We start from the raw sequence: 21,957 nt of genomic DNA, 5'->3' as shown, positions 1-21,957 counted from the left end.
GCGTTCTCGGGAGTACCGGGCAGCCGCTAGCGTGAAGCTATGACAATCGATGAGGAGCACACCCCGGATCGCGAGATCCTGGGCTGGGACGAGTTCGGCGAGGCGAGTCGCGATCTGGCGGCCCAGGTGCACGAGAGCGGATTCGTGCCCGACATGGTCGTGGCCATCGCCCGCGGAGGCCTGCTGCTCGCCGGATCGGTCGCCTACGCGCTCGATGTGAAGAGCTGCGGCGCCATCAACGTCGAGTTCTACACCGGGGTGGACCTGCGTCTCGCCGAGCCGGTGTTGCTGTCACCGATGCTCGACACACCCTCCGTCTCCGGGCAGAAGGTGCTGCTGGTCGACGACGTCTCGGACTCCGGCCGCACCCTCGCGATGGTGCTCGAACTGCTCGTCAAGGCGAGGGCGGATGTGCGCAGCCTCTGTCTCTACTCCAAGCCGCAGACCGTGCTCGAGCCCGACTTCGTGTGGCGCAGGACATCCAAGTGGATCGCGTTCCCGTGGTCGTCCCTTCCGCCGGTCACCGGGTGACCGACGCCAGAGGTGCGGAGTCGACTCCCTCGGTTCTGACCCGCTCGATCGACCCGGAATGGGCGAGTGCGCTCCGGCCGGTCTCCGGGGTGATCTCGAAGCTTCAGGAATTCCTCGACGGCGAGGTCGCGGCCGGTCGCGGATATCTTCCTGCCGAGGAGAACGTGTTCCGCGCATTCGCTGCTCCGCTTTCGCGGGTGCGCGTGCTCATCGTCGGGCAGGATCCGTATCCGGGGCTCGGGCATCCGATCGGACTCTCCTTCGCCGTCGACCGGGCCGTACGGCCGATTCCGCGGAGCCTCTGGAACATCTACAAGGAGCTGCGGAGCGACGTCGGGGTCACGCCGCCATCGCACGGAGACCTCAGCGCGTGGTCGGACCAGGGGGTCATGCTGCTCAATCGCGTGCTGACCGTCGAGCCGGGCAAGTCCGGCTCGCACCGTCGCAAGGGGTGGGAGACCGTGACGGCGACGGCGATCCATGCGCTCGCCGATCGCGGCGGACCGCTCGTGGCGATCCTGTGGGGAAAAGATGCCATCTCCCTCGAGCCGATGCTCGGCTCGGTGCCCGTGATCAAGTCCGTGCATCCGAGCCCTCTGTCGGCCGGGGGAGGGTTCTTCGGGTCGCACCCCTTCAGCCGGGCCAACGCCTCACTGCTGTCGCAGGGAGCCTCACCGATCGACTGGACGATCCCGGCGTAAGCTCGGTTCATGCTCGAGGAGGAATACCAGGCCACTCACCGTCCGCTGGAGGCGCAGCGCAACCTGCCCCCGCTCGAGGTGCCCTTCGAATATTCGATTCGGGATGCGCGACTCGAAGACATGCCGGACGTGCGGGAGATCTACAACCACTACGTGGCCAACTCCACTGTCACCTTCGATGAGACCCCGCTCACCCTCCGAGCAACCCGCTCCAAGTTCCAGCACCTGCAGAAGCTGGGGATGCCCTACCTCGTCGCGGAGAGCCCGAGCCAGCAGATCCTCGGCTACGCCTACGTGTACCCGTGGAAGGAGAAGGCAGCCTACCGCTTCACCGTGGAGAACTCGATCTACCTGCGTGCGGCGTCGACCGGCAAGGGGCTCGGCAAGGTGCTGATGGGCGAGTTGATCACCCGTTCGAAGCAGGCCGGGCTCAAGGAGATCATCGCCGTCATCGCCGATCGCGGCGCTGAGGCCTCCATCAAGATGCACCAGGACTTCGGCTTCAAGGAGATCGGTCGCATGGGGAAGGTCGGCTTCAAGTTCGAGCGCTGGCTCGGCACGGTGCTCATGCAGAAATCGCTCAAGTAACAGCAGACTGCAGGATGTCGCGCAGCGCCGCTTCCACCTCCGCCACCGACTCCGGCTCGCCGCGCCAGAGCATCCGCAGGATGAGCCCGTCGATGGCGAGCGCGACCACCCGGGCGCGGCGGGGATCGGGCACGAAGGGGTCGATCGCGTCCTCGAGCGAGCGGTACCAGATGTCTGCCGCCTCCCTCAGGCCGTCGCGGCGCATGGCGAGGAAGAGGAGCTCGTACTGCGCGATGGCGGAGGCCCGGGAGCCGTACACCCACTGCCGCAGCACGGCTGCGGCATCGGTGAGGGATCCGTTGTCGAGGTGGGCGAACAGGGCGACCTGCTGCTCTGTGACGCGGAGCAGCGCACTCACCAGCAGATCGTCGATGCTGGCGAAGTAGTAGGTGGCTGCCGCGAGGGGCACGCCGGCTTCGGCCGCGACAGCGCGGTGGGTGACGGCGCCCGGTCCGCCGATCTCGAGCACCCGGATCACCGCATCCTGCAGAGCGATCCGCCGGGCCTCTCCCTTCGCGGTGGTGGTGACCACGTCAGTGCTTCCCACCGAGTTCGAGCATCGTGACGCCGCCGATCACGAGCACCATTCCGGCGATCTGCACGAGGGTGAGAGGCTCCTTGAAGAACAGCCAGCTGATCACGACCACCAGCACGACTCCCACGCCGGCCCAGATCGCATAGGCGATTCCGAGCGGCACTCCCTTGGTGAGCGACTGGGAGAGCATGGCGAAGGCGGCGATGTAGCCAACGGTCACTATCGCGTAGGGCACGATCTTGTTCGCGCCATCCCCGGTGGCGAACTTGAGGGCCGTGGTCGCGATCACTTCGGCCACGATCGCACCGGCGAGGAAGAGATATCCCATGCTGTACTCCTAAGATTGGTACAAATGTACCAGAATATCGATGCGGGGGAATCCCCGGTGCAGATGCGTCGCCACGCGGGCGCTACAGTCGGGGGATGCCCGAAGCGCCTCGCAGCCGCCCCGAGAGCTATCTCGTGCTCCACACCCTGAGCGGTCATCTGCGCGCCAGGCCTGCCGCGGTCTTCGCAGCACTCGACGCCCGTTTCCGCCCGAGCGAATCCTCCGACAGCCTCTACCTCGCTGATCCCTCAGCGTTCCTCATCGTGTCCCAGGGCGGCTGGTGGTACCGCGGCGAGTATCGGGTGGTCCCGGACGAACGCGGATCGCATGTCGAGCACGTCATGTTGAACGTGGCACAGACCGCTCGCTCGCTCGGGCGCTTCACCGGGCGTCGGGTCGTGGCGGATGCTCCTGCCGCCTTCGAGACCCTCCTGCGTCAGCTCCGACTCGAGCTCGAATAGCGGACCGGCCGCACCAGGCGACTCAGCCCTTTGCGCGCTGCCCCTTCGTGCAGGTCGCCTGCGCCGCAGTCTGCCCGGTCGCGCTGCTCGGCAGGGCGACTCCCGGCGCACCCGTCGCTGCCCCGCTCGGGGGCGTGGAGCCCGCCGGATTCGGCGGTGTCGTCGCCGAAGGATCGGTCGTCGTGCCGTCTCCGGTCTTGCCGGTGAGCGAGACCGGCTGGTCGTTCTTCAACGCGGTGAACAGCACCTCTGCCGCGCTGCGGATCGGCAGCACCCCGTTCTGGCCGGCCGCCGAACCATAGCTGCCGGGGTACTGGACGAAGACCACCTTGTCGAAGCTGATGTCCTTGACCGCGAGGGCCATGCTCACCAGGGTCGTCAGGTTGTTCAGCGAATCGGAGCGGGTGGTGTTGTCGATCACGGCCTTGGCGAGCGCGTAATCCTTCACCGGGTTGCCGAGGGTCTCCGGTGTCTTGATCTTGCGCACGAGCGCGGAGAGGAAGAGCTGTTGGTTGCTGATACGGGCGAGGTCGCTGCCGTCGCCGACGCCGTAGCGCACCCGGAGGAACTGCACCGCATCCTGGCCGACGAGTGTTTGCTGCCCGGCATCCAGGTCGAAGTGGATCTGCTCGTCGTGGATCGCCTTGGCGATGCAGACCGTGACTCCGCCGACGGCATTGGAGAGCCCGACCACTCCCTGGAACTCGGTGAGGGCCGCGTAGGGGATCGTGAGGCCGGTGAGATTCTCGACGGTCTTCACGATGCAGGGCAACCCGCCGTAGGTGAGCGCGACATTGATCTTGTTGGTCTGGGCTGGAAAGTTGCCGCCCTCGGGTTTCGGGCAGGACGCGATCGGCACGATGAGGTCGCGGGGGAAGCTCACGACTGTCGCGTTGCTGTGGTCGGCGGAGACGTGAAGCAGCATGGTCACGTCGTTGAGGTGCTCTCCACGCTTGCCATAGGTGCCCACATCCCCGCCACCGCTGTCGCTCGCGGCGACCAGCACGTTGATGCCTCCCTCGAAACTTCCGATATCCGGCGGGGGACCCTCGGTCTGCCCGATGAGTTTCACTCCCGGCTTGACGCTCTTCGCGACGTCGTAGACAGCGAAGCCGGCGACGGCCCCTGCGCTGACGAGCACCACGGCGAGCGCGGAAGCGATGAAGCCGAGCACCGTCACCGCGGGGCGGGAGCGCGGCAGTCGGCCGTGGCGGGCAACGGGAGGCATGCGGGAGCTGGGCATAGCACCAGACCCTAGCCGACGACCTAGGCTCGAAGGGTGTTCGAACTCCACCACCTCAGTGCCCAGGAGCAATGGGACTGGTTGCAGCGCGGCGAGGTCACTCCCGTCGAGCTCACCCGGCACTACCTCGACCGCATCGAACGGCTCGACGGCCATCTCGGCGCCTTCGTCACGGTGACCGCGGAGGCCGCCATCGAACGCGCGGATTCCCTCGCGTCCCGGGTGCCCAAGACCGCACCGCTCTGGGGGCTCCCGCTCGGCGACAAGGACCTCGTCAACCGGGCCGGGGTCCGCACCGGCTACGGATCACGTCTCATGCGCGACTTCGTGCCCGAGAGCTCGGATGCCATCGTCGAGGCGCTGAATGCCGCGGGCGCAGTGAGCCTCGGTAAGACCAGCGCCCCGGAGTTCGGCCTCCCCTCCTACACCGAGAGTCTTGTCGCTCCGCCCGCGCGCACTCCCTGGAACACCGCCCTCGGAGCTGGTGGCTCCAGCGGGGGTGCCGCCGTGGCGGTCGCGGCCGGACTGTTGCCCTTCGCGCCCGGTTCCGACGGCGGCGGCTCAGTTCGCATTCCCGCGGCGGCATGCGGCCTGGTCGGCCTCAAACCCTCCCGCGGCCTCGTGCCAAGCGGCACGGGGCTGAGCTCCCTCGGCGGCCTTGTCGTACCCGGCCCGCTGGCGCGCACCGTGGCGGATGCCGCGATGCTGCTCGATGCCCTCATCGAGGGCGGCGACTATCCCTTCACCGTTCGGGCGCCGCGCTGGGACGGTGGAGCACTGCTCAACGCCGCGGTGCGCGGTGAGGGTCGGTTCCAGCTCGGCGTGATGACGACTTCGCCGTGGGACGACGCCTACGACATCGAGATCGCGCCCGAAGCATCCGCGGCCCTCGCCCTCGCCGTGTCTGAGCTCGACGCGGTCGGGCACGGCATCGAGGAGTTCGCTCTCGAACCGGACGAGTCCTACGCCCCGAACTTTCGAACCATCTGGCAGGCCGGTGCCGCTGGCATCCCCGCGGAGGGAGAGCAGCTCGAGCTTCTCGAGCCGCTCACGAAGTGGCTGGTGCTGCGGGGAAGGCAGGTGTCCGCCAGGGAGCTGTCGAGCGCCCTCGGTGCTCTCGTCGAGTTCGAGCGGTCGATCATCCGTCAGTTCCGCCGGTTCGACGCGGTGATCACCCCGAGCCTGGCGATGACGCCCCGTCCGGTCGGCTGGTACGACGCGGAGGATGCGGAGCGCAATTTCGCCCAGCAGGTGCAGTACACGCCCTTCACCTCCTTCGCGAACGTCACGGGGCTGCCCGCGATCACCCTGCCCGTCGCCCAGACCGCCGAGGGCCTGCCGATGGGGGTTCAGCTTGTCGGCCGGCCGGGCGGTGAGCATGTGTTGCTGGCCATCGGCGCGCAACTCGAACGTCGGCTGCAGTGGCAGCGGCGGCATCCTCCCCAGTGGTGACGGGCCGGGGGATCGCTGGTCCGGAGGTTCGAGCGGGCACTCGGAGCGACGCCGTTCGGGCCGGTTCGAATCGAGTCGGCGGTTATTGTGGTCTGGGTCGGTTTCAACTCCCAACCACTCCCGAATCGATTTTCCCGGCGATGCTCGGCGCTGCGAGTTCGGTCAGGCGGAGTGCGCGTTTCTTGCCCGCCACCCGCGTCGTCCCTATCCTTGGCGCATCACGGAGAACCCAGCCGGCGCACCCTGAGGGCACGATCCGGCACACATCGCCAGGGAGCAGCTCGAGGCGGGGCAACCGGGGATAGGCGACGACCATGAGACCTTCACTTCGGACTGCCGCCGCCGCGGCTCTGGCGGTCACCGCCATCGTGCTCGGCGCCGGTCTGGCCCACTCGGCGCAGGCGGCGACGGTCGCCCTTCCCCCGGTCAACGGCCAGTTTGATTATCAGATCGGTGGTGCCTATACGCCCTCAGGATCGGTATCGATCGTCGATCGCGACCGCAGTGCGAGTCCGGTCGCCGGCAAGTACAACATCTGTTACGTCAACGCGTACCAGACCCAGCCCGATGAAGCCTCGTTCTGGACCTCGAACCACAGCAACCTGCTCGTGAAGCGTGCCAACGGCACCAACCTCACGGATCCAGACTGGCCGGGCGAGTTCATCCTCGACACCTCCACCGCGGCGAAGCGCACCAGTATCTCGAAGATCGTGAACCGCTGGATCGACGGGTGCAAGACGAAGGGCTACCAGGCCATCGAGCCCGACAACCTCGACTCCTGGACCCGGTCGCTGAACAAGCTGACCAAGGCCGACAACGTGGCCTACGCGAAGCTGCTCGCGACCCACGCCCACTCCATCGGCCTCGCCATCGCCCAGAAGAACACGTCGGAGCTCGGCACCACCGGCAAGACCTCGGTCGGTTTCAACTTCGCCATCGCCGAGGAGTGCCAGGTCTACTCCGAGTGCGGCAGCTACTCGGGGCCCTACGGTAACCACGTCATCGAGATCGAATACACGGACAACGCCCGCAGCGCCTACAAGAAAGCCTGCGCGGCCCAGGGCAAGTCCATCTCGGTGATCCTGCGCGACCGCGATGTGGTGGCGAAGGGACAGTCGGCCTACCGCTACGAGTACTGCTAGCGAGGGACCGCGCGGGTGCCCTGCGAGGGTCCCACGGTTACCCGGTGGCCTCCCGGGATCAGGCGAAGAACTCGAGGTCGGTCTCGAGCAGCGCGTGTCTCCACCGGCCGCCGGAGAACGCGTAGACCGATTCTCAGCCGGGCAGCTTGACCATCTCGGCGCTCTGCTCCCACAACCGCCGACACAGCTCGGCATCGGAGGCGCTCTTTCGCTCCCGTCCGTCCGGCTTGAGGCCGTCGAAGTAGGTGCCGCTCGGCGAGGCGATGTCGCGCTCGGCCGCGAGGTGGATGAGCGGGGCCGCTCCCTGTTCCGGGCTGATCCCGAGCGAGCCGCGACTGAGGAACTGTCCGAACTTGAGCAGGGCGGAGTCCGCGCCGAAACCGGTCGCGACGAAGCCCGGATGGAACGAGAAGGCGTCGACCCCGGTGCCGGCAGTTCTTCGCGCGAGCTCCCGGATGAACATGATCGTCTCGAGCTTGCTCGTGCCGTAAGGAAGCCAGCCGCCGGCATATGCGCGACCTTTCCAGTCGAGGTCGTCGAGGTCGAGCCGCGAGAACATGTTCGCCCCGCTGGCGGTGGAGATCACCCGGCCGGCGCTCTCGGCGAGCCGCTCGAGCAGCAGGTTTGTGAGCAGGAACGGCGCGAGATGATTGTGCTGGAACGTGCGCTCGTGACCGTCGGCGGAGAGCCCGCGGGTGCTCACCAGCCCGCCCGCATTGTTCGCGAGCACGTCGATGCGCGGATAGCTCGCGAGCAGCTCCTCGGCGAGGGTGCGCACCGCGGCCAGACTGTCGAAGTCCGCGGTGAACGGGAATCCGCCCACCCCTTCGGCGACAGCCCGGGTGCGCTCGGCATTGCGACCCACTACCGCGACCGTCGCGCCCCTGGTCGAGAGTTCGATTGCCGCGGCACGGCCGAGTCCCTAACTCGCTCCCGTGATCACGATGACCCTGCCACTCAGTTCTGCGCTGGCTCCGCTCATCGGTAGCCCCCTTTCTCTAGTCCTGCTTCTACTTCGAACCTGTTGAGTTCGGCGACTGGTCCCGCTGCGACATAGAGCGGGATGAACGTGAGGCCGTAGTGCTTCCACTGCGCCCGATGCACCGCTTCGTGTTGCAAGACGTGCGCGGAATCGTTGTCATGGGTGAGGTAGACGGCACCGATCGTCGTTCCGCCGCGACCGAACGCCCAGCGGGGGCAACCTCGGGCGACGATCACTCCGCCAGCCCGCGCCAGGCGACCCCGGCTGAGGATGCCGCCCCAGACGAGCCCGCACAGGCTCGCGAACCAATACCCCGGGCGGGCGACAAGCGGGCTCAGCATCACGAGCCGGAGTCCGGGCAACACGGTGCCCAGGTCGACCACCCGCACCATGGCGCGCTGCAGCGCTCGGGTCGTGGTGGGCATGAGTCGTTTCTACACCCCTCGAGTGCCCCCGCTCGGCCACCGCTCGGGCGGCACCCCTACAGTGTTCATATGATCGCGGTGTACCCATGACCGGCACAGTGCACCGAGTCGCGCTCGTTTCGATGCACACCTCGCCCGCGGCACTCGCGGGAAGCGGAGACTCCGGCGGCATGAACGTGTCGCTGCTCGCGACGGCGACGGAGTTGGCGGCGCGCGGGGTCGAGGTCGACCTCATCACCCGGGCCACCGGCAGTGCCGCCGTCACCTCCCTTGCCGACGGCGTCGTGCTCCACGAACTGGCGGCCGGGGGCCGGGGAGTGATCGCGAAGGATCGGCTCGGCGAGGTCGCCGACGAGTTCGGCGAGGCGGTGGCGCAGCTCACGGGCCGCACCTCACCGCGCTACGACATCATCCACGCCCACTATTGGCTCAGCGGGCTCGCGACTCTGCCCGTCGCGCTCGAATTGGGGCTGCCCTTCGTGCAGAGCTTCCACACCCTCGGGGCCATGAAGAATGCGAACCTCGCGCCCGGGCAGACTTCAGAACCCGAGAGAAGACTGCTCACCGAGATGTATCTCGCGAACCAGGCGAGTGCCATCGTCGCTGGCTCGTCCGCCGAGGTGTCATCACTCATCGACGCGGTGCGAGCGCCTGCTGATCGGGTCTTGGTCATTCCGCCCGGCGTGGACGTCGAACTCTTCACGCCGACGCGGGCGGATGCGGCGGACTCGCGCGTGCGTCGCGAACTCGGGATCGCCGCCGGGCGCCCGATCATCGCCGTCGTCGGCCGGGTGCAGCCGCTCAAGGACCAGGAACTCGCGATCCGGGTGCTCGCCGAGTTGCATGCTCTGCGAGACTCCGCCGCGGTACTCGTGGTCGCGGGGGAGGCGACTCCCGGAGAAGACGGCTATGCGGCATCCCTGCAGTCGATCGCCGCCGAACTCGGAGTGCTCGCGGAGGTGCGATTCGCCGGGGCGCTGTCGCGGGAGCGCCTCGCCGACCTCCTCGCCATCGCCACGGTCACTCTCGTGCCCTCGCACTCGGAGACCTTCGGCCTCGTGGCACTTGAATCTGCGGCCAGCGGCACCCCGGTGATCGCATTCCGCGGGGGCGGCCTGGTCGAGTCGGTGTCTTCTGGAGTGTCCGGGCTGCTCGTCGACTCGCGAGACCCCCGGGCCTGGGCGCAGGCGACAGTCTCCCTGCTCGACGACGGGGCCGGTCTTCAGCGGCTGTCTGGATTCGCCCGGCACTACGCCGAGGGATTCACCTGGGCCGCCACCGCCACCGCGCTCATCGGGGTGTACGCGAGCTTCGGCTGAGTCGGCGGGTCCGCTCAGGGGCGCCCGTAGGTCTCCAACAGCCGCAGCCAGATCTCGTTCATGGTGGGGTAAGCCGGCACCGCATGCCACAGCCGATCGATCGGCACCTCACCGACGATGGCGATCGTCGCCGCGTGCAGCAGCTCCGAGACATCCTGCCCCACGAAGGTGACGCCGATGATCACCGCGCGTTTCTCATCCACGACCATGCGCGCCTTGCCCTCGTAACCGTCGGCCTGAACAGCGGAGCCGGCCACCGAGCCGAGGTCGTAGTCGACCACACGGATGTCGTACCCGGCCTTCTCAGCCGCCGCGGCCGTGAGTCCCACGGATGCCACCTCCGGGTCGCTGAACGTCACCTGGGGCACCATCTCGTGGTCCGCGGTGGCGGCGTGCTTTCCGAATCGGTTGTCGTGCACTCCGGTACCGAGGGCACGGGCCGCGATGACATCGCCCGCGGCACGAGCCTGGTACTTTCCCTGGTGGGTGAGCAGCGCGCGATGATTGACATCCCCGCAGGCGTACAGCCAGTCGAAGCCCTTCACCAGCATGGTGTCGTCGACCTCGAGCCAGTCGCCGGGGGTCAGACCGATGTTCTCGAACCCCAGGTCGCCGGTGCGGGGCACGCGTCCGATCGCGACGAGCACCTCGTCGACGACGACAGTCGAGCCGTCGTCGAGAGCGAGGGTGACACCGTCGTCATCCCGACGGGCGGAGGTGGTCTCCACGCCCATCAGCACCGTCGCGCCGAATCTCTCCAGGGATGCCATCACCAGTTCGCCCGCGAAAGGCTCCTGGGTGCCGAGGAGGCCGGAGCGCGCGATGATGGTGACCTCGGTGCCGAAGCTCTGGTACGCCGTCGCCATCTCGACCCCGACGACTCCGCCGCCGATGATCGCGAGCCGCTTCGGAGCGACTTTCGCGCTCGTCGCATCCCGGCTGGTCCACGGGGAGACCTCCGCGAGGCCCGGGATCGCGGGCAGCAGAGGATCGGATCCCACACTCACGGCCACAGCGTGCCGCGCGGTGTATACGGTGCCATCGACGGTGACCTGCTTCTCACCGGTGAGACGCGCGTGGCCGCGGACGAGGGAGATGCCCGCCCCTTCGACCCACTTCACCTGGCTCTCGTCGTCCCAGTCGTGGGTGAAACTGTCGCGCCGGGCGAAGGTGGCGGCGACGTCCACCCCGCCCTTCACCGCCTCGCTGGCGCCGCCGACAGCCTTCGCGGCTCGCAGCACGATACCGGCCCGCAACAGCACCTTGGAGGGCATGCAAGCCCAGTACGAGCACTCGCCGCCCACCAGTTCGCTCTCGACGAGCAGGGCGGTGAGGCCGTCCTGCACCGCGCGGTCGGCGATGTTCTCCCCGACGGCGCCGGCGCCGATCACGATCAGGTCGTAGGTGGTGTCCATCATGTGCGCTCCCAGTGATTCGGTGACAGGGTGGTCTCTATTCGCGGGATCCGAGCCACGCGACGATTTCCGAGGCGTGATTCTGGGGATCGTCGACGGGGAAGAAGACCCTTTCGATGGTCGACCCGTTCGCGATGATCGTCAAGCGACGGTAGAAAGTTTCTGCTCCCGCGACGAAGGTCGGCAGGTCGAGGGCGTCCGCGAGCACCAGCCCTGGATCCGAGAGCATGGCGAAGGGCAGGTGCAGGCGCTCGACGGCTTCGGACTGGAAGTCGGAATCCTGGGTCGACACCCCGAAGACCCGGGTTACTCCCGCCGCTCGAAGCTCGGCGAAATGGTCGCGGAACGAACAGGCCTCTGGCGTGCACCCGCGTGCACCCGGGATCACGTCCCACCCCTCCGGCGCTTCGGTGCCGGGGCGGCCGGTACGCGGATAGACGTAGAGCACAGTGCGACCGCTGAGGGCGGAGAGGTCGACATTCGACCCGAAGGTCGCCCGCAGGCTCACCGCGGGAAGCCGGGTGAGCTCCCTCACCGACCGACGAATTCTGCGGTCGTGCGCGTGACGAACGCCGTCATGCCGATCGCGGCATCCTCACTCTGCACGAGTCGCACGAGTTCCGGCTGGAGCGCGGCGGCGGCCGCCGCATCACCCTCGCGAAGCGCGAGTCGTGCGTTGGCGAGCGCGGCCTGCACCGCGAGCGGGGCCTGGGCGGCGATGCGCTGGGCGAGCTCGAGCCCACGGTCGTACTGCGTGCCGTCCGGCACGACCTCCTGCACCAGACCGATGCGATGTGCCTCCGCCGCGTCGAACTGGTCACCGGTGAGAATCCAGCGCATCGCGTTGCCCCAGCCGACCGCGCGAGGAAAGCGGATCGTGGCGCCGCCGAACGGCAGGATTCCGCGGGCGACCTCGATCTGCCCGAACCGGGTGGATGCCGCGGCGACCGCGATATCGCTCGCGAGCATCAGCTCGATTCCGAGGGTGAGGCAGGTGCCCTGCACGGCGATGACCACGGGCTTTCCGAGTTGCCGGCCGGAGACCTGCCAGGGATCGATTCCCCCAGCGGGCACCGTGTGGAGGCCGTCCGCTCCGATCCTCGGCGCGACGTCGGCGAGATCCAGACCGCCGGTGAAGTGGTCACCGTGGGCGAAGACGAATCCGGCTCGCAGCTCCGGATCACGCTCGAGCTCGCCGTAAGCGAGAGCGAGTTCCTGCAGCAGGGCGAGATCGGCCGCATTGCGTTTTTCCGGCCGGTTGAAGCCGATCAGGAGCACGTGCCCGTCGCGCTCCACCGTGATTCGGCGGGATTCGGGGGTGGTGTCGGTCATCGCTGGCCCTTCGGAACGCGGTCGGCTTCGATCGGCCGTTGCTCAATGCTAGGTGCTGTGCCGACAGGGCGGAGCTCAGCTCGCGAGCGCTCCGATGATGCGCAGGATGCTGCCGAGATCGTCGGCCGCATCATCCGCCGAAGCCGGTGCGAACTCGGTGACCGCTGCTCCGGCCAGCGGAAGAGCCGCCTTGGCCGCGGCGATCACCGAGAGCAGAGTAGCGAGGGAGACGCCGAACGGCTCCGGGTAGCCGAGAGAGCCGAATTCGCCCGGGTCGAGCACGTCGAGATCCACGTGAAGGTACACAGAGGTCGCGCCGCTCGCGACCAGGGCGGCGGTGATCGAGTCCGCGTCGAGGGCCTCGGGAGCGATGACCGGGATACCCGCGGACTCGATGTACGCGAGTTCGCCGTCATCCAGCGAGCGCGTGCCGGCGAGGATCACGCGTGTCGGTGAGACCGGAGAGCCGGGCACCAGCGCCTCCGGACCATCGCCGAGGAGCGTGCGAAGCACCATGCCGTGGAAGGCTCGCGACGGAGACTCCTCCGGGGTGTTGAGGTCGGCGTGGGCATCGATCCAGACCACCGCCATTCCCTCGTGGCGTGCTCCAGCATGGTGGATGGAGGCGAGGTCGACTCCGCAGTCTCCGCCGATCGTGATCGCCAGGCCGGACATGGTGGCGAGCGCGGCCAGCTGGGCGTCACGGACCTGGCGAAGCGAGCTCAGGCGCAGAACCTCGCTGCCCTCGTCGGTGCCAGCCTCGGAGGGCACCTCGACGACGACGGTTGCCGAGACCGGCAGGTCGCCGCTGATCGCGGACGCACCCTCCGCGAGCCTCATGGCACGGGACGAACCCGAGCCTTGCCATTGGGGGACAACGAGAAAAGTGGCGGCCACCTGTCAAGTATGGCCGCCACCGGGTGAAGAAGGAGTGATCAGATCGTGCGGGGTGCCTTCGCCAGGTTGGCTTCGAGCTCCGCGACGTTCTGGCGGCTGCCGTAGGCCGGGCGGTCGCGCTCGACGCGCCAGCTCTCGGCGAGCGGGCCGATGTTCACGGTGTCGAAGCCGAATTCGTCGTAGAGCTTGGTCACGAAGTCCGAGGCATCCGCGAAGTCGGAAGACGTGGCGAGAGCGCGCCGCTTCGGGTCGCCGTTCGGGAAGCCATCCGCGGTGATGTCCGCTGCGGTGATGTGGTTGAAGCCCTTCGCCACCCGGGAGGTGGGCAGGTGCTCCTGCAGCATGCCGCTGACGGTCGTCTCGCCGGCGTCGAGGGCGTCGATGTGACCGTCGCGCTCGAAGTAGTAGTTGTTGGTGTCGACCACGATCTTGCCGGCGAGCGGCTCGACGGGCACGTCTGCGTAGGCCTTGAGCGGCACGGTGACGACGGCGACGTCCGCGGCCTCAGCGGCCTGGATGGCGGTGCCCGCGGTGGCCTTCGGCCCGAGCTCTGCGACGAGCTCCGTCAGGGTCTCAGGTCCCCGTGAATTGCTGATGACGACGTCGTAGCCGTTCTCGACCGCCTTGCGGGCGACCTGACTGCCGATGTTTCCTGCTCCGATGATTCCAATAGTTGTCATGTGTGAAGTAACCGGGGAGGGATAGGAATTGTTCCCACGAGATCACGGTTTGTCGAGAAGCTCGCCCCGCCGACCGTATCGGGACCCGACAGGAGGTCTCGATACGGGTCGCCGGCGCTTCCCGCTAGACCGGCGGGGGCTATTGCTCGATCGCCGAGGGAGCCGTCGCACCGGCCTTGAGGGCGGCGAGCCGGGCGTCGAGCTCCACGGAGTCATCCGAGGCATCCAACTGCTCGAACTGGGCATCGAGGCTCGAGGCGGCGAGCTCCTGGCGGCCGAGAACTGTCGCCTCCTGGCGACGGATCTTGTCTTCGAAGCGGCTGATCTCGCTCGTGGGGTCGGTGAGGTCGATCGACTTGACCGCATCCTGCACCTGGGTCTGAGCCTCAACGGTCTTCGACCGGGCGATGAGCTCGTCGCGCTTCGACGACAGCTGGCTCAGCTTGGTGCGCATGGCATCGAGGCCGCGTTTGAGCTGGTCGACGACCGCGGTCTGGGACGCGATGGTCGGCTCGGCGTCCTTCGCTTCCTTCTCAGCGGCCATCTGGCGCCCGAGCGCCACCTTCGCGAGGTTGTCGAACTTGTCCGCGTCTGCGGCATTGCCCGCCGTGCGCAGTTCGTCGCCCTTCCTGCTTGCCGCCAGCGCCTTGCGGCCCCAGTCCGCGGCGTTGTCGACGTCTTCGGCGTGGTCCTGTTCGAGCAGGCGGAGATTTCCGATGGTCTGGGCCACCGCGCTCTCCGCCTCGGAGATGCTGCTCGTGTAGTCACGAACCATCTGGTCGAGCATCATCTTCGGGTCTTCGGCCGAATCGAGCAGCGCATTGATGTTGGCCTTGGCCATCTGAGCGATACGTCCGAGAATTGACTGCTTTGCCATGGTGTTTCCTTTCGTTGTGTCATTGCGAATCCGGATATCTGGATGAAGCGAAAAGTCTTAGAATCGGCCGCCACTCGAGCGGCCGCCCCCGCCGCCGCCGAAGGATCCGCCGGAGCTCCGTGAGCTGCCGCCGAAGCCGCCGCCGCCGCCGAAGCCGCCCATGCCTCCACCGCCGAAGATGCCACCGCTGTTGCCTCGGCCGCCCCCACCGCTGAGCATGCCCCCGATGAGGCCGCCGAGAATAGCGCCGCCGAGGCCGCCACCGAAGCTTCCCCCCTGGCCACCACCCGGGCCAGCTCCGCCTGCGGAGTCGACATCGTTCTGGGCGAGTGAGAGCGCCTGCGCGGCCAGGGACTGGGCCGCCGCTGCCTCCGCTAGTGCCTTCACCGGGTCTGAGGGCGCGAGGCCGACGGCAGTTTCGAGATGGCGGGTGGCTTCTGAGACCCGGGTTCGGGCGGTGCTGCCGACCCCGCCACGACGGGTCGTGATGAAGTCGTTGGCCGCCGAGATCTGGCTGGATGCCGCACTCATGGCGGTCGGCAGCTGCGCGGTCGCGGACTGCAACTTCTGCTGTTGATCCCGCACGCCGTCGAGCACCTGATCGAGCGCGGCGTTCGCGGTGGTGAGCGAGGCGAGACTCGACAGGGGATCGGCAGGGCCAGCCCCGGTGGTGGCAGCGGCAAGCGCAGCTTCGGCGGCCGCCACCGGCTGGCTGAGGGAGCCGGATGCCGTGGCCGGCAGGGCTCGAGCGGTAGCGAGGTCCTGCTGGGTGTCGGCCACTGCTGCGGCGAGCTTGCTTCGGGCATCCGTGAGGCTGGACGCGAGAGTATCGATCGCGTCGAGCAGCTGGGTGGTCTGGCCGATACTGGCCTGGGCCGCGCGCACATTGATCGCCGCGGTGCCGGAGTCTCCGCTGGCGATCGCGGCCTTCGCCGTCGATCCGGCGGTGCCGACGAACTCGAGGAGCTTGGCCACCTGGTCGGGATTGCCGGCGATCGAGGACAGCGCTGCCGCTGAAAAAGTCGCCTGCAGGCTGGTGAGCGTCGCGCGCGCCGTCGCGAGCCGCGTCGACACCGCCTCGGCATCCGTCACCACGCTCGCCAGCGCCTGCGGCGCGGTCTGTTCGAGCTTGCGCAGGTCGTCGAAGGCGTCAGCCTGAGCATCGAGTTCCGCGTCCGCGGCTTCGCAGAGTTCGATGATGCGGGAGGTCATCTCCCGCTTCTGTTGCGGCGTCTCCGGCACGGAGTCATCGAGCTTCTGGCGCAGGGTGAAAGCCTCGGCCACCTGGGATTTCGCGGTAGCGAGAGTGGCACTGAACGGTGTCGTCACGTCGGTGCCGAACTGGGCGACGGCGAAACCGAGCTCCTGTTCGCTCGTCTTCAGCGAATCGTCGAGCTGCACGAGAAGACTGCCCGCCTTCTGGTCGAGCTGCTCCTGGCTCGGACCGACGGGAGCGGATGCCGCACCGCCCGCGCTGCGGCGTCGCGACCGCACGAAGAACACGATCCCGAGCACGACGAGGGCCAGCAGGATGAGCACGATCACCAGGAGAAGCACGGAACCTCCGCCGGACGACGTGGGGGTGCCCGGTGCGTTGGTGTCGGATCCACCGCCGGCGCTACCGCCGGTATCTCCCGCATATCCCTTCGCTGCGGCCACGGCGGCACCCACCCAGTCGCTCTTCTTCAGCGCCGGGATGATGTCGTTCGTCTCAACGGCATCCGTGGTGGAAGAGTCCGGTGCCGACGCTCCGTAAGAGATCGAATAGTTGCGATCCACCGTCGCCACCGCGAGCAGGATGTCGTTCGCGCCGAGTCCGTTCTTCTTCGCGACACTCGACGCCCAGGCGGTCTTGTCGGAAACGCCGGTGAAACTGTCGACATAGACCACGAAGAGCTGGAGTTTCGTCGACGCGTAGAGCGCGTCGGTGGCCGCGGTGATCTCGGATCCGCGGGAGCCGACCGCATTGACGGTGTCAACGACGTAGGCCCCGCCGAGATCGACCGGTGACTGGGCCTGAGCACTCAGCGGCGCCGCCAGGGCGGCCACCACCGCGATCGCGAGCGCGGCGGCCAGCCGGTACACCCGGGTCGTGACGGTGACGCGAATGGCAGACTCCTTCGACCGCGGGGGATGACGATGGCGATGACGCCTGCAATTCTACTGAATCCCCCTCAGCGAATGAAGGGCGGTTATCGCAGGATCACCGGGGAGGTCGGCCCGGTCACCAGGTCGGTACTGAGGAAGGAGCCATCCGCGCCCTGGCGGCTGAGGTCGAGGGCTGCGGACACCTGGTAGTCGCCCGCGGCAAGATGGGGCAGGTCCTCGCGAAAACTCCCGGCGCTATCGTCTTCGGTCGAGCAGGTGACCGGCGAGAACGATGCCGGGTAGGTCTGGGATGCCCCGGGCGCGAGGTCGACGAGGGCGGCCATCGCGATCATGGCTCCGTTGCTGTGCCACAGCACGACCCCGTCCCGGGAGAGAGTGATGGCCGGGGTGGCGGCCGTCGTGCCGGTGATGTGCTCGGTGCCGGAGTTGGTGAGGGTCACGGTGCCGGAGACGCGATCGGCGGAGGCATCCGCCGGTTCGAAACTAGCCGTAAGCACGAGGCCATCGGCATTCGGGGCGACATCGGCGAGAGTGCCGCCACAGAGGTTGATCCTGTCGGCGGGAGCGCGCTTGAGCCCGCCATCGGTGGCAGCGCCGCCGAGGGGAGAGTCCCCTCTCGTCTCCGGTGCGTTGGCGCTGGTGGCCGACCCCGAGCTGAACGATGGCAGGAGGCCACGGATGCCGGTGAACCCGGCGACACCGATTCCCGCCACTGCGAGGGTCGTGGCGCTGCCGACCGCGAACTGCTGCGCGACGCGGCGACGAGAGCTGCGGCGGAGCACGCGCGAGAGGTCGACTGTGCCGAGGGAGGGGCCGGTCTCGGCGAACATCTTCTTCAGGTCAGATTCTGTGGACATGGATCGCTCCCTGTGGGTGGGTGGAGTGCGGGGTGGATGCGGCGGGGTCGGGTTCGTCGGAGAGCGAGACGGCCATCTTGGCCAGACCGTCGCTGAGATAGCGCTTCACCGCGCCGGAGGAGATGCCGAGCCACTCGGCGATGTCGTCGACCTTGAGGTCTTCGTAGTACCGCAGCACGATGCAGGCCCGTTCCCGCGGGGTGAGCCGGGCCAGCTCCGCCGTGAGGTCGATGCGGCTGTCGGTGGCGGGAGCGGTGGATTCCTGGGCCTCTGGCACGGCGGTGAGGTGCGCGATCCGGCGCCAGCGGGTGGTGCGGCGCCCACTGTCGAGCCAGGTGTTGAGGATGGCCCGACGCACATAGGCCTCGGCGCTCGAAACCGTGAAGCCGTTGCGCAGGCGGCCGAAGGTCTTGACCAGGGCATCCTGCACCAGGTCTGCCGCGTCATCCGCGCTGCCGCTGATCAGCCAGGCGTAGCGCGTGAGGGCCTTGCCCCGCTCGGACACGAGCGTCTGGACGACCGATTGCCAGCCGCCGTAAGCCGACTGATCGTGTGGTGTTGCCGCGGCCATCCTGTTCCCCTCGCGCGTCTTCTCAAAGAGTGTCTACCTTCTAAGACGCACGAGGGGGAGAAAACGTTGTGACCGCGTGCCGATCAGTTCTCGATGGACAGCTTGAGGCGCCGGCGGATGTCGGTGAGCTGGCTCGTGAGGCTCTCCGGCAGTCGATCCCCGAAGGTCGCGAAGAACTGCTCTGTCGCGTCGAGTTCGGCGAACCAGGCGTCCGGATCCACATCGAAGAGCTGGGCCAGATCGCTGCGGCTCACGTCGATCCCGTCGAGGTTGAGTCCGCCGTCGACCGGCTTCCACCCGAGAGGGGTGTCGAGAGCCGGGACGCGTGCGTCGACACGCTCCAGGATCCACTCGAGAACCCGGGAGTTCTCGGCGAAACCGGGCCAGAGGAACGACCCGTCGGCATCCTTGCGGAACCAGTTCACCTGGAAGATCTTGGGTGCCTTCGCTCCGAGAGTCTTGCCGATATCGAGCCAGTGCGACCAGTGGTCTGCCATGTTGTAGCCGCAGAACGGCATCATCGCGAAGGGGTCGCGACGCAGTTCTCCGAGGGTGCCCTCGGCCGCGGCGGTGCGCTCGGAGGAGACGGTGGCCCCGACGAACACGCCATGCTCCCAGCCCCGAGCCTCGGTGACCAGCGGCACGTTCGTGGCACGGCGTCCACCGAAGATGATGGCGTCGATGACGACACCCTCCGGGTCGTCCCAGTCGTCGGCGATCGCCGGGCACTGGGCTGCAGCCACGGTGAAGCGGGAGTTGGGGTGGGCGGCGGGGGTTGCGGATGTCGCGTTCCACGCCTTGCCCTGCCAGTCGACCAGGTTGTCGGGAGCCTTGGCGCTCAGCCCCTCCCACCACACGTCGCCGTCTTCTCGGAGGGCGACGTTGGTGAAGATCGTGTTGCCCCAGAGTGTGTCGATGGCGGTCTCGTTCGTGGCACGCCCGGTGCCGGGAGCGACGCCGAAGAACCCGGCCTCCGGGTTGATGGCCCGCAGGCGGCCGTCGGGGCCGGGACGCAGCCAGGCGATGTCGTCCCCGATCGTCTCGACCTTCCAGCCGGGAATCGACGGCTTGAGCATCGCGAGGTTGGTCTTGCCGCAGGCGGAGGGAAACGCAGCGACGACGTGGAAGGCCTTGCCGCGCGGGTTCGTCACCTTGAGGATCAGCATGTGTTCGGCGAGCCAACCCTCGTCCCGGGCGAGCACGGAGGCGATCCGGAGGGCGAAGGACTTCTTCGCGAGCAGGGCATTTCCGCCGTAGGCCGAGCCGAACGACCAGATTTCTCGGGTCTCCGGGAAGTGGGAGATGTACTTGGTCTCGTTGCAGGGCCACGGCACGTCCTTCGCGCCGTCGACGAGGGGGGCTCCGACGCTGTGAACCGCGGGAACCCACTCGGTGTCCGGGCCGATGAGCGCGAGGGCGTCCGCTCCCATCCGCGTCATGATGCGGGTGCTGACGACGACGTAAGGGGAGTCGGTGAGCTGCACGCCCAACTTGGCGAGCGGGCTGCCGAGGGGACCCATCGAGAACGGCACGACGTACATCGTGCGGCCGCGCATGCTGCCGGAGAACAGTCCGGCGAGCGTCGCACGCATCTCGGCGGGCTCGCGCCAGTTGTTGGTCGGTCCAGCGGCATCCTCGGATTCCGAGCAGATGAAAGTGCGGGCCTCGACGCGAGCGACATCGCTCGGGTCGCTGCGGGCGAGGAAGCTGTTGGGGCGGTGCTCGGCATTGAGGCGCAGGAGGGTTCCGGAGTCGACCATCAGGTGAGTGAGACGGTCGTTCTCGGCGAGCGATCCGTCGCACCAGACGACGGCGTCCGGGGTGGTGATGGCGGCAATGGACGCGACCCACGCGACGACGCGCGAATCGGCGTTCATCGGCACTGCACCGGCGGCGTCCGGCGCGGTGGGAAGGGAGGTCGGTCGGGCTGAGGTGATGGTCATGTCTCGTCCGTTTCGTCTGGGGGCCGGGCTGGGTGGCCGAAAATTCCGGCCCTGAGACAAGATTGCGCGACTTTCTTCGTCATTTCCAGCGAAACAGCTGGTAAGAATGGGCAATCTTTCACTAGTGTCAAATGCATGACCGATCTTGCGACGCTGGGCCAGCGCATCCGACATTTCCGCAACGAAGCGGGTCTCACCCTCGACCAACTCGGGGAGCGGGTCGGCATTGCGGGCAGTCAGCTCTCCCTGATGGAGAACGGGCGTCGCGAACCCCGGCTCTCCCTGCTGCAGGGGATCGCCGGCACCGTCGGCATCCCGGTCTCCCAACTGCTCGATGACGCGCCCCCGACGCCGCGCGCCGCTCTCGAGATCGAACTGGACCGGATGCAGAAGGCGGCCGTCTACCAGGGGCTCGGTCTCCCGGCCATCCGTCCCTCCCGCACGATGCCGGAGGAGACCCTCCAGTCGCTCGTCGGACTTCATCGCGAGCTCGCCCGTCGGGCACGCGAGGCGATCGCCACCCCGGAGGAGGCCCGCCGGGCGAACACCGAGCTGCGGCAATCCATGCGCACCCGAGACAACTACATGCCGGAGATCGAAGAGCTCGCCGAGGAGGCCGTTCGCGGCGTCGGCTACGTCGGCGGCGCGCTCACCCATCGCGCCGTCAACCTCATGGCGAAGAAGCTGGGCTTCGAGTTGATCTTCGTGAATGACCTTCCGCACTCCACGCGTTCTGTCACCGACCTCGCCAACGGGCGGATCTACCTGCCGCCCGCGTCGATCCCCGGCGGGCACGGGCTGCGCTCGATGGCGCTCCAGGCGCTCGCGCACCGTCTGCTCGGGCATCAGGAACCCGAGAGCTACGCCGAATTCCTTCGCCAGCGGCTCGAGATCAACTATTTCGCCGCGGCCTGTCTCATGCCTCTCACCCAGTCGGTGGAGTTCCTCAACCGGGCGAAGGCGGAGCGCAACCTCGCGGTCGAGGACTTCCGGGATGCCTTCGGCGTCACACACGAAGCGGCGGCGCTGCGCTTCACCAACCTCGCGACGACCCACCTGGGGATGCCGGTGCACTTCCTGCGGGTCGGCGAAGACGGCGCGCTCTATAAGGGCTACGAGAACGACGGGCTGCAACTGCCGACGGATGTCACGGGCTCGACCGAGGGGCAGTTGGTGTGCCGCCACTGGAGCGCCCGCACCGCGTTCTGGCGCCCCAACCGCACCAACGAGTTCTACCAGTACACCGATACGCCCACCGGCACCTACTGGTGTTCGACCCAGACCGGCACCGCGAGCAACGAGGAGTTCTCCATCACATTCGGGGTGCCGTTCGCCGATGCGAAGTGGTTCCGCGGGCGCGACACGACCAATCGGGTGACCTCACGCTGCCCCGACGCGAATTGTTGCCGGCGCCCCGACACGGAGCTGTCGAAGCGGTGGGCGCACCAGGCGTGGCCGAGCGCGAAGCTGCACGCCCACATCCTCGCGCCACTGCCCTCGGGCACGTTCCCGGGCGTCGACGACACCGAGCTCTACGCCTTCCTCGAGGCCCACTCCGGGGAGTGACCG

The 21,957-nt window shown here is 67.8% G+C and carries 22 protein-coding genes and 2 pseudogenes; 8 read left to right on the top strand and 16 right to left on the bottom strand.

Going from position 1 to position 21,957, the window contains the following annotated elements:
- Window positions 1-39 precede the first annotated feature (39 nt).
- Genes VLI63_RS10580 through VLI63_RS10570 form a run of 3 tightly spaced genes read left to right on the top strand, consistent with a single transcriptional unit; the run spans window position 40 to window position 1,820 of the window.
- Complete coding sequence (locus VLI63_RS10580; protein WP_409156820.1) at window positions 40-531, top strand: phosphoribosyltransferase; 492 nt, start codon at window positions 40-42, stop codon at window positions 529-531.
- Window positions 528-1,232, top strand: a complete 705-nt coding sequence (locus VLI63_RS10575; protein WP_409157237.1) for a uracil-DNA glycosylase — start codon at window positions 528-530, stop codon at window positions 1,230-1,232. The genes VLI63_RS10580 and VLI63_RS10575 overlap by 4 nt, the downstream gene beginning before the upstream one ends.
- 9 nt (window positions 1,233-1,241) lie before the next feature.
- Complete coding sequence (locus tag VLI63_RS10570; protein WP_185203155.1) at window positions 1,242-1,820, top strand: GNAT family N-acetyltransferase; 579 nt, start codon at window positions 1,242-1,244, stop codon at window positions 1,818-1,820.
- Here the strand turns inward: VLI63_RS10570 and VLI63_RS10565 are convergent.
- From VLI63_RS10565 to VLI63_RS10555, 3 genes and pseudogenes are all read right to left on the bottom strand, one after another.
- Window positions 1,813-2,178: a hypothetical protein gene (locus VLI63_RS10565; RefSeq protein ID WP_409157236.1), complete on the bottom strand. Its 366-nt coding sequence runs from the start codon at window positions 2,176-2,178 to the stop codon at window positions 1,813-1,815. The genes VLI63_RS10570 and VLI63_RS10565 overlap by 8 nt on opposite strands.
- A pseudogene (locus VLI63_RS10560) lies at window positions 2,175-2,274 on the bottom strand (TetR family transcriptional regulator); the annotation flags it as partial. The pseudogene VLI63_RS10560 and the gene VLI63_RS10565, both read right to left, overlap by 4 nt.
- 79 nt (window positions 2,275-2,353) lie before the next feature.
- Window positions 2,354-2,683 carry a multidrug efflux SMR transporter gene (locus tag VLI63_RS10555; RefSeq protein WP_185203159.1) on the bottom strand — a complete coding sequence of 110 codons (330 nt, stop codon included), beginning with the start codon at window positions 2,681-2,683 and terminating at the stop codon, window positions 2,354-2,356.
- 95 nt (window positions 2,684-2,778) lie between these two features.
- On the opposite strand from VLI63_RS10555, the gene VLI63_RS10550 reads away from it, so the two are divergent.
- Window positions 2,779-3,144, top strand: a complete 366-nt coding sequence (locus VLI63_RS10550) for a hypothetical protein (protein WP_354575098.1) — start codon at window positions 2,779-2,781, stop codon at window positions 3,142-3,144.
- Between the two features lie 22 nt (window positions 3,145-3,166).
- On the opposite strand, the gene VLI63_RS10545 is transcribed toward VLI63_RS10550, so the two are convergent.
- A complete protein-coding gene (locus tag VLI63_RS10545; protein WP_409156819.1) occupies window positions 3,167-4,387 on the bottom strand; it encodes an LCP family protein in 1,221 nt (406 codons plus the stop codon).
- Between the two features lie 36 nt (window positions 4,388-4,423).
- On the opposite strand from VLI63_RS10545, the gene VLI63_RS10540 reads away from it, so the two are divergent.
- Together VLI63_RS10540 and VLI63_RS10535 are read left to right on the top strand one after the other, a co-directional pair.
- On the top strand, window positions 4,424-5,839 hold the full coding sequence (locus VLI63_RS10540) for an amidase (RefSeq protein ID WP_409156818.1): 1,416 nt from the start codon (window positions 4,424-4,426) through the stop codon (window positions 5,837-5,839).
- A gap of 314 nt (window positions 5,840-6,153) precedes the next feature.
- Window positions 6,154-6,981, top strand: a complete 828-nt coding sequence (locus tag VLI63_RS10535; RefSeq protein ID WP_409156817.1) for an endo alpha-1,4 polygalactosaminidase — start codon at window positions 6,154-6,156, stop codon at window positions 6,979-6,981.
- 133 nt (window positions 6,982-7,114) lie between these two features.
- Here the strand turns inward: VLI63_RS10535 and VLI63_RS10530 are convergent.
- Window positions 7,115-7,891, bottom strand: a pseudogene (locus tag VLI63_RS10530) (SDR family NAD(P)-dependent oxidoreductase); the annotation flags it as partial.
- Window positions 7,892-7,959: 68 nt separating this feature from the next.
- Window positions 7,960-8,388, bottom strand: a complete 429-nt coding sequence (locus tag VLI63_RS10525; RefSeq protein WP_409156816.1) for a hypothetical protein — start codon at window positions 8,386-8,388, stop codon at window positions 7,960-7,962.
- An 86-nt stretch (window positions 8,389-8,474) separates the two neighbouring features.
- Between VLI63_RS10525 and VLI63_RS10520 the strand changes: the two genes are divergently transcribed.
- Window positions 8,475-9,707 (top strand): glycosyltransferase, encoded by a 1,233-nt coding sequence (locus VLI63_RS10520; RefSeq protein WP_409156815.1) that lies wholly within the window; start codon window positions 8,475-8,477, stop codon window positions 9,705-9,707.
- Window positions 9,708-9,721: 14 nt separating this feature from the next.
- On the opposite strand, the gene VLI63_RS10515 is transcribed toward VLI63_RS10520, so the two are convergent.
- From VLI63_RS10515 to VLI63_RS10470, 10 genes are all read right to left on the bottom strand, one after another.
- Window positions 9,722-11,125 carry a dihydrolipoyl dehydrogenase family protein gene (locus tag VLI63_RS10515; RefSeq protein ID WP_409156814.1) on the bottom strand — a complete coding sequence of 468 codons (1,404 nt, stop codon included), beginning with the start codon at window positions 11,123-11,125 and terminating at the stop codon, window positions 9,722-9,724.
- 34 nt (window positions 11,126-11,159) lie between these two features.
- Window positions 11,160-11,657 (bottom strand): peroxiredoxin, encoded by a 498-nt coding sequence (locus VLI63_RS10510; RefSeq protein WP_409156813.1) that lies wholly within the window; start codon window positions 11,655-11,657, stop codon window positions 11,160-11,162.
- Window positions 11,654-12,454, bottom strand: coding sequence for a crotonase/enoyl-CoA hydratase family protein (locus VLI63_RS10505; protein WP_409156812.1), 801 nt, complete (start codon window positions 12,452-12,454; stop codon window positions 11,654-11,656). The genes VLI63_RS10510 and VLI63_RS10505 overlap by 4 nt, the downstream gene beginning before the upstream one ends.
- Window positions 12,455-12,529: 75 nt before the next feature.
- Complete coding sequence (locus tag VLI63_RS10500) at window positions 12,530-13,351, bottom strand: arginase family protein (RefSeq protein ID WP_409156811.1); 822 nt, start codon at window positions 13,349-13,351, stop codon at window positions 12,530-12,532.
- Window positions 13,352-13,389: 38 nt separating this feature from the next.
- Window positions 13,390-14,031 carry an NADPH-dependent F420 reductase gene (locus VLI63_RS10495; RefSeq protein ID WP_409156810.1) on the bottom strand — a complete coding sequence of 214 codons (642 nt, stop codon included), beginning with the start codon at window positions 14,029-14,031 and terminating at the stop codon, window positions 13,390-13,392.
- Between the two features lie 139 nt (window positions 14,032-14,170).
- Window positions 14,171-14,908 (bottom strand): PspA/IM30 family protein, encoded by a 738-nt coding sequence (locus tag VLI63_RS10490; RefSeq protein WP_409156809.1) that lies wholly within the window; start codon window positions 14,906-14,908, stop codon window positions 14,171-14,173.
- 57 nt (window positions 14,909-14,965) lie between these two features.
- Window positions 14,966-16,993 carry a TPM domain-containing protein gene (locus VLI63_RS10485; RefSeq protein ID WP_409156808.1) on the bottom strand — a complete coding sequence of 676 codons (2,028 nt, stop codon included), beginning with the start codon at window positions 16,991-16,993 and terminating at the stop codon, window positions 14,966-14,968.
- A gap of 107 nt (window positions 16,994-17,100) precedes the next feature.
- Window positions 17,101-17,874: a hypothetical protein gene (locus tag VLI63_RS10480; RefSeq protein ID WP_409156807.1), complete on the bottom strand. Its 774-nt coding sequence runs from the start codon at window positions 17,872-17,874 to the stop codon at window positions 17,101-17,103.
- The gene (locus VLI63_RS10475; RefSeq protein ID WP_409156806.1) at window positions 17,858-18,445 is read right to left on the bottom strand and encodes a SigE family RNA polymerase sigma factor; all 588 of its coding nucleotides are present in this window, start codon (window positions 18,443-18,445) and stop codon (window positions 17,858-17,860) included. The genes VLI63_RS10480 and VLI63_RS10475 overlap by 17 nt, the downstream gene beginning before the upstream one ends.
- An 83-nt stretch (window positions 18,446-18,528) precedes the next feature.
- Window positions 18,529-20,388 (bottom strand): phosphoenolpyruvate carboxykinase (GTP), encoded by a 1,860-nt coding sequence (locus VLI63_RS10470; RefSeq protein ID WP_409156805.1) that lies wholly within the window; start codon window positions 20,386-20,388, stop codon window positions 18,529-18,531.
- 135 nt (window positions 20,389-20,523) lie between these two features.
- Here VLI63_RS10470 and VLI63_RS10465 point away from each other — a divergent pair, with 135 nt between their 5' ends.
- The gene (locus VLI63_RS10465) at window positions 20,524-21,954 is read left to right on the top strand and encodes a helix-turn-helix domain-containing protein (RefSeq protein WP_409156804.1); all 1,431 of its coding nucleotides are present in this window, start codon (window positions 20,524-20,526) and stop codon (window positions 21,952-21,954) included.
- Window positions 21,955-21,957 lie beyond the last annotated feature (3 nt).

This window comes from Lacisediminihabitans sp. H27-G8, from assembly GCF_046156175.1.
Classification (GTDB): Bacteria; Actinomycetota; Actinomycetes; order Actinomycetales; family Microbacteriaceae; genus Lacisediminihabitans.
This window is presented reverse-complemented; position numbering and strand designations above follow the sequence as displayed.